The 6,297-nt window shown below is 59.4% G+C and carries 8 protein-coding genes; 3 read left to right on the top strand and 5 right to left on the bottom strand.

Annotated features, from left to right (window positions below):
- Positions 1–85 precede the first annotated feature (85 nt).
- Genes ccmI through AC2FIS_RS16285 form a run of 3 tightly spaced genes read left to right on the top strand, consistent with a single transcriptional unit; the run spans position 86 to position 2,025 of the window.
- Positions 86–1,312: a c-type cytochrome biogenesis protein CcmI gene (gene ccmI, locus AC2FIS_RS16275; protein ID WP_496774389.1), complete on the top strand. Its 1,227-nt coding sequence runs from the start codon at positions 86–88 to the stop codon at positions 1,310–1,312.
- On the top strand, positions 1,309–1,773 hold the full coding sequence (gene ruvX, locus AC2FIS_RS16280; protein WP_496774391.1) for a Holliday junction resolvase RuvX: 465 nt from the start codon (positions 1,309–1,311) through the stop codon (positions 1,771–1,773). The genes ccmI and ruvX overlap by 4 nt, the downstream gene beginning before the upstream one ends.
- Before the next feature lie 18 nt (positions 1,774–1,791).
- Positions 1,792–2,025: a DUF1289 domain-containing protein gene (locus AC2FIS_RS16285; RefSeq protein WP_496774393.1), complete on the top strand. Its 234-nt coding sequence runs from the start codon at positions 1,792–1,794 to the stop codon at positions 2,023–2,025.
- 269 nt (positions 2,026–2,294) lie between these two features.
- Here AC2FIS_RS16285 and AC2FIS_RS16290 read toward each other — a convergent pair whose 3' ends face one another.
- The 5 genes from AC2FIS_RS16290 to AC2FIS_RS16310 form a co-directional block, all read right to left on the bottom strand.
- Positions 2,295–3,023 (bottom strand): SpoIIAA family protein, encoded by a 729-nt coding sequence (locus AC2FIS_RS16290; RefSeq protein ID WP_496774395.1) that lies wholly within the window; start codon positions 3,021–3,023, stop codon positions 2,295–2,297.
- Positions 3,024–3,056: 33 nt separating this feature from the next.
- On the bottom strand, positions 3,057–3,839 hold the full coding sequence (locus tag AC2FIS_RS16295) for a hypothetical protein (protein ID WP_496774397.1): 783 nt from the start codon (positions 3,837–3,839) through the stop codon (positions 3,057–3,059).
- Entirely contained in the window at positions 3,836–4,660 is an 825-nt protein-coding gene (locus tag AC2FIS_RS16300) for a sulfite exporter TauE/SafE family protein (protein WP_496774399.1), read from the bottom strand. The genes AC2FIS_RS16295 and AC2FIS_RS16300 overlap by 4 nt, the downstream gene beginning before the upstream one ends.
- Positions 4,661–4,700: 40 nt before the next feature.
- Positions 4,701–5,738, bottom strand: coding sequence for a tRNA dihydrouridine(20/20a) synthase DusA (dusA, locus tag AC2FIS_RS16305; RefSeq protein ID WP_496774401.1), 1,038 nt, complete (start codon positions 5,736–5,738; stop codon positions 4,701–4,703).
- Positions 5,739–5,925: 187 nt separating this feature from the next.
- Positions 5,926–6,297, bottom strand: a 372-nt coding sequence (locus AC2FIS_RS16310) for a phasin family protein (RefSeq protein WP_496774403.1), incomplete at its 5' end; no start/stop codon positions are given.

The raw sequence follows: 6,297 nt of genomic DNA on the forward strand, positions 1-6,297 counted from the left end.
GCGACACGAAGTCAACCAGCGGCCATTTGTCCCTTTTGTCGGCCCGCAGAGAGGTCTAAGTCAGGGCAGCCAAATCGGAGAAACCATGTCGTTCTGGGTCCTGATCATCCTAACAGCTGCCGTGACTGCAGTGTTCCTAGGCTATTCCATCCTGCGAACGCGCGACGCACGCGAACCCGCAGCGGCCTATGACCTGCGCGTTTATCGCGAACAGCTGGCGAGCGTCGACAAGGATCTGGCCCGAGGTGTCATCGGCGAAGCCGATGCCGAGCGTGTTCGCACCGAGATTTCGCGCCGTATTCTGGCCGCAGACGCCCAGATGCACGCACGTTCAACCCGACCGGGACCGCCACTTTGGGCCTCGGCCACCGCGATCGCAGCAGTGGGTCTTATCCTGGTCGGCGGTGCGGCCTGGATGTACGACCGGATGGGGGCGGCGGGGCTGCCGGATCAACCCCTGTCGCTGCGTATTGCGCAGGCGGAAAACTTGCGCGCGGAACGCCCCAGCCAGGCTGAATTCGAAGCCACCACAACACCTGCCCCCTTGCCGCAGCTGGAAGAGAGCTACGCCGCGCTTTTGGAGCAGTTACGTGAAACCGTCGAAGCCCGCCCCGATGACCTGCAAGGCCATATTCTTTTGGCGCAACACGAGGCGAACGCAGGCAACTTTCCGGCCGCATACAAGGCCCAGCAGCGTGTGATCGACCTGTCCGGTGACGCAGTCCCTGCAGACGCTTATTCGCATCTGGCCGAAATGATGATCCTGTCGGCGGGTGGATATGTATCCCCCGAAGCCGAAGCTGCATTGCGCGAAGCGTTAAAACGCGATCCGCGACATGGCCCGGCGCTGTATTACCTGGGCCAGATGATGGTGCAGGTCGGGCGCCCCGACATAGGGTATCGCATCTGGACCGACGCCTTGCGCAACGCACCAGCCGGCGCGCCGTGGGTCGACGCAATTCTGGCCCAACTAGATGAGCTGGCCTTTCGCGCAGGGGTGTTCAACGCACCCGAGGTTGCGGCCCCCGCAGGACCCGGCCCAAGCCAGGATGACGTCGAGGCTGCCGCTGCGCTGACCCCGGAAGAACGACAAGAGATGATCCGAGGCATGGTCAACCAGCTTTCAGACCGGCTGGCCACCGAAGGAGGCGCGCCCGAAGATTGGGCCCGTCTGATCGCGGCACTGGGCGTTCTGGGCGAAGGACAACGCGCCATCGACATCAGAAACGAAGCCATGGCAGTCTTTGCCGGAAACGCCGATGCGCTTGAGATCATCGACGCCGCCGCGCTTCAGGCAGGTATTGCGCAATGATTTACGACGAGTTCGAATACTTCGCCGCCGCATTATCCCCCATGACCGCCTTGATGGGGCTGGATCTGGGCGAAAAGACCATCGGCGTGGCCGTGTCCGACCGGATGCGCGGCGTGGCCAGCCCGCTTGAGACCGTGCGGCGCAAGAAATTCACCCTGGATTCGGCCCGATTGCTGGAAATCATCGCGGACCGCGAGATTGGTGGCGTGGTACTCGGCCTGCCCAAAAACATGGACGGAACAGAAGGCCCCCGCTGCCAATCGACCCGCGCTTTTGCCCGAAACCTGTCACGTCTGACCGAGGTTTCAATCAGCTTCTGGGACGAACGGCTAAGCACAGTCGCGGCGGAAAAGGCACTTCTTGAGGCGGATACGTCACGAAAACGTCGCGGACAGGTTATCGATCACGTTGCGGCAGGCTATATTCTACAAGGGGCGCTGGATAGGCTGCGCTTTCTTTAAGGGCAACGGGGTACACCGATGACAAACATGGTCTGGAAAAGGAACGAGGTCGAGAGCCCTTGCATCCAGATATGCGTCGTGCACCCGACAGAGCGCATCTGTACCGGTTGTTATCGCACAATTGATGAGATCACGCGCTGGTCGAAAATGGACAGCGTTGAGCGTGCCGAAATCATGGAAGATCTGCCTGCGCGCAAACCCCGCCTTGCCAAACGTCGCGGTGGACGAACTGCGCGTATGAACAAATCCTGATATCTACTTCTGGCTTTTTGGCTGAATTCGCGCCGCTGCGGGTTGGTCTGAACTCCGAGGGGGGGGTCAAGTTCGACGACATGCGTAAGTGAGTGGCAACCCACAGCGGCGCTCTTCAGCATTTAAGTTCTTCCGAAGTGGTCATACGGAAGACTAAAACACGTTTAATCTTTTTTTGACCGACTGATCAAGAAAAAATAAACAGCCGAAAATTTAACCTTACGTAATGGTAAAGCCAGGCGAAATCTTTCGCTCTGCCGGCCGCCGCCTTACCCGGCTGCAAGCCAGGATTTTGCGTTTTCGAAATCCTCAGAAGGAAAGAACTGCGTACGGGCACCCAGAACGTGACTGGCGACACGCTGCGCCATATGCTGCCACGCTTTGTCCCCGACGATGGCGGCGCGATCCAGCATTCCCACATGCCCTCGGGCCAGGCGGAAATGCGCGGCCAGTGCGGTCAGCCCCTGCCAGCCGTCAAACTCGCGCAGGTCGATCAACAGACGGAACCCGTTCTTTGAGCTTAGCAAGGTATCCAGATCACGCTCTGCCTGCTGGTACTCCTCGGGATCCAATTTGCCCATCAGGCTGATCTGCACGCAGGGTCCGCCCAGATCGGTCACATGAATGGCCCCCAGCGACTCGCGCATCCAACGGCGCGCGGCCTCAAGTTCCGAAAGTTCAAACACCTGAACGGGGCATGGCAGAATCGGCGCAGCCAGACGGATGCTGGTCTGCACCCAGCCTTGATCAGCCGCAACTGCGATACGGTCAAACCCGCGCCAGTGGCTGAGACCCAGCTTGGTATCGGACCACACGGCCCCAAGATCATAGCCTTTGAACTCTGGCTGCACGATCGCCAACAAACGCACCGCATCATGAGCCTCTAATGCCGCTTCGATCGCGGGGACCAATGTCTCGCTATAATCTTTGCTTGTCACTTCGCCGGACAGCTCGACCTCAATCTGGGCCCCTTCAGAATGCGTATGAACCGTAATCATCGAAAACCTCCAAACCTGAATAATGGCAACAGGTTACGGGGATTCGATCCACTCGGCTACTCCCCCCGCGCATTCCGGACGAAAATAGGCAATCATCCGTCCATCCGGCCCGGCGGTCGCCGCTTTGGTCCAGGGTGCGACACCGTGCAGGCAGTGGCGATGCAGCAGATAGGCTTCACCCGGCTTTGCAGGCAGCTCGATACGGGGGCAGGTTTCAAACACCTCTCGACGGGCGGTCTGATAGACATCGGTGATGTCAATCTGGTGAAGGCTGTCCTTGGGCTGGCCTTCCATGACACGCGCAAAGGCCGCACCCAGTATCTTGTGGCTGCCCTCCCACAGAACCATCGGCGCGGCATCCGCGCTGGCCTCGGTCAGCGGGATGCCAAGAATCCATGCGTGCGGTTCATCCACCCGGCGTCGGCGATCCGGCCCCATGGGGCGTAGCCCGTCCACATGCGCCGCGTCACGGTTTCGCCGGTATCTACTGGCGGTCTCGTTTTCGCCACGACGTGGGCGCGGATAGCCAGGATAGACGACCGAGACCTGCCCCTTGTGCAGTGGCAACCGCCCGCAATGTTCGGCGATAAAGTCCATGGCCAGACCAGACAAAAGGTCTGATTGCCCCACCCTGCCTTCTGGATCGTTATCCAGCGCATCCACACCGATGAACCACGTGCCTTCGCAATCCAGCCATTCCGCATAGGCCGGATCTGTGACCGAGGCGCGGGCCTGCGGCAAAGCGTGTTCAACCCATTTGGCAAGTGTCAGATCATGCGGAAACCTGATCCAGCCCTTGTCCCAAAAATCGGTCATAGCCCCAGCGCCTTGCGCAGCATGTTCAGGGCGACCAGCGTCAGAAACACCGCGAACACGCGCTTCAATGGCTTGGGGTCCATCGCATGCGCCAGCTTCACACCCCACGGCGCGGTGATCATCGTCATGGTCACGACAATTGCAAATGCTATCAAATTAACAGCGCCAATTGTAAACGGCGGGCGGTGTTCAGGCGCGATGTCCAAGAACAGAAAACCCAGAACTGAAGGCACGGCGATGACCACGCCAAACCCGGCCGCCGTTGCAACCGCCCTGTGGATGGGCGTGTTGAACAGGCTCATCAACGGCACGCCAAAGCTGCCGCCGCCAATGCCCATCAGAACTGAAAGGAACCCGACCGAAGGCGACAAAACGGCCCGCTTCACGCCTTTTGGCATCGCATCACCAAGCCGCCATTCCGATTTGCCCAAGCCCAGATAAGCGCCGATGACCATACCCAACACTCCGAACAACGCCTGCAACGCTTCGGTTCGTAGCGCCGAGGCGACCAGCACGCCGACAATGGCACCCACCGCAATTCCCGGCCCCCAACCGCGCAAAATATCCCAGTCTACCGCGCCTTTCTTGTTGTGCGCCAAGACGGATCGCAGTGAGGTGATGATGATGGTTGCCAGCGAAGTCGCAAGACACAACTGCATCAACTGCGGGCCACCATATCCAAGTGTTTGGAACGCATAGAAAAACGCAGGCACCAGAACGATCCCACCACCGACACCCAGCATTCCGGCCAAGACACCGGCCAGCGCCCCGATTACAAGCAAAAGGCCCAGCATTTGGGCCAGTAACATCGTCTCGGGCATCACCCCCCCAAACCGGCCAACTGGCCGTATCCTGTTGCTGTCAAACCTCTGCCAAAGGCGCGATGCTGTCCAGCGCCTGCAGCATCACCTCGGGGCCTGCTCCGTCGTGAACCGCACCCTCGGACAGGGACCGCCTCCACGCGCGCGCACCGGGACGACCGGCAAACAAGCCCAGCATGTGACGCGTGATCTGGTGCAGACGACCGCTCGCGGCAAGGTGGTTTTCGACATAGGGCACCATTTTGTGAACAACATCAATCGGATCAGCCACCTGCCCGCTGCCGAAGATCATGGCATCCGCCTGGGCCAAAATATCCGTGGGTTGGTGATAGGCCGCGCGGCCAATCATGACACCGTCCAGCCCGGCGTCCAGTTGCGCCTGTGCCTGATTCAGAGACGTGATACCGCCATTGATCGAGATATGCAGGTCCGGGAACGCCGCTTTCATCCGATGCACAAGATCATAGTCCAAGGGCGGGATATCCCTGTTTTCCTTGGGGCTAAGTCCTTGCAGCCATGCTTTGCGCGCGTGGATTGTTACGCGTCGGCATCCGGCTGCATGAATGGCCTGCAGGAATTCAGGCAAGACCCGTTCCGGATCCTGATCATCGACCCCAATACGGCATTTGACCGTCACCTCGACATCAACAGCGTCGCGCATCGCGGCAACGCAATCAGCAACACGAGCGGGATCTTTCATCAAGACGGCCCCGAATGTACCCGATTGCACCCGATCCGAAGGACAGCCGCAGTTCAGGTTGATCTCATCATACCCCGCTTGCGCGCCCAGCTGGGCCGCCTGCGACAGCTCCTCTGCATCAGAACCGCCCAATTGCAGCGCGACGGGGTGTTCCTGCGAACTGAAGTCCAACAAATGCAATGCGCCACCTCGCACCAACGCCGGGGCGGTTACCATTTCCGTGTATAGAAGTGTCTGCTGGCTGAGCAGTCGGTGCACAAATCGGCAATGCCGGTCTGTCCAATCCATCATCGGTGCAACCGACAGCCTCGCGGCCTTGGTGACAAGGCCTGTTGAAGCCGACTGGCGCTGTAAAACAGGGTTTGACGATGCGGTCATGGATGGGTCTCGGTGTACACTGAATAGGTGGCTTACTGCACCGGACCGCGTTTCGCAACCAAGGACGAACTGTGGTCAAGACGTGTACCTAAAAGGCACTCCAGCACAAAAAGAAAGGGCAGGTCTTTCGACCTGCCCTGCGCGATAGCACCGATTGGGAGGAGTGGGTGCGCCTCGCGGCGTTTGCTTACTTGGCAGCAGTTGCTTTCTTGGCAGCTGCGGTCACGTCGTTGGTGGCTTTTTTGACAGCCGCGGTAGTGTCTTCGGCTACATCTTTGCCAGCTGCCATCAGCAGCTCAACAGTTTCGGACTGCACTTTTTTCGCGATCTCTGCGAAGGCTGCCATGTTTTCAGCTGCAACTTCAGCCGATGCACTGGCGAAATCGGTGGCCGCTTTGGCGTAGTCTGCAGGCTCTGCCTTGGCTTTCGACATCTCGGTCAGCTTGGCCAGGGTGTCCTTGGTCCATTTGCTCGAGATCTCAGCCGACTTTTCAGCCGCTTCCAGCGCAACACCCGACAGCTTTTCGTTCAGCGTCGCGGTCGATTTGAAAGCACCTTC

This window comes from Ruegeria sp. CDSB113 (assembly GCF_059611045.1).

Excerpts from the sequence above, each read along its gene's own strand:
- AC2FIS_RS16290 (WP_496774395.1), bottom strand. The coding sequence starts at position 3,023 with ATGATTACGGTTCATACGCATTCTGAAGGGGCCCAGATTGAGGTCGAG.
- AC2FIS_RS16285 (WP_496774393.1), top strand. The coding sequence starts at position 1,792 with ATGACAAACATGGTCTGGAAAAGGAACGAGGTCGAGAGCCCTTGCATC.
- ruvX (WP_496774391.1), top strand. The coding sequence starts at position 1,309 with ATGATTTACGACGAGTTCGAATACTTCGCCGCCGCATTATCCCCCATG.
- AC2FIS_RS16295 (WP_496774397.1), bottom strand. The coding sequence starts at position 3,839 with ATGACCGATTTTTGGGACAAGGGCTGGATCAGGTTTCCGCATGATCTG.
- ccmI (WP_496774389.1), top strand. The coding sequence starts at position 86 with ATGTCGTTCTGGGTCCTGATCATCCTAACAGCTGCCGTGACTGCAGTG.
- AC2FIS_RS16300 (WP_496774399.1), bottom strand. The coding sequence starts at position 4,660 with ATGCCCGAGACGATGTTACTGGCCCAAATGCTGGGCCTTTTGCTTGTA.
- dusA (WP_496774401.1), bottom strand. The coding sequence starts at position 5,738 with ATGACCGCATCGTCAAACCCTGTTTTACAGCGCCAGTCGGCTTCAACA.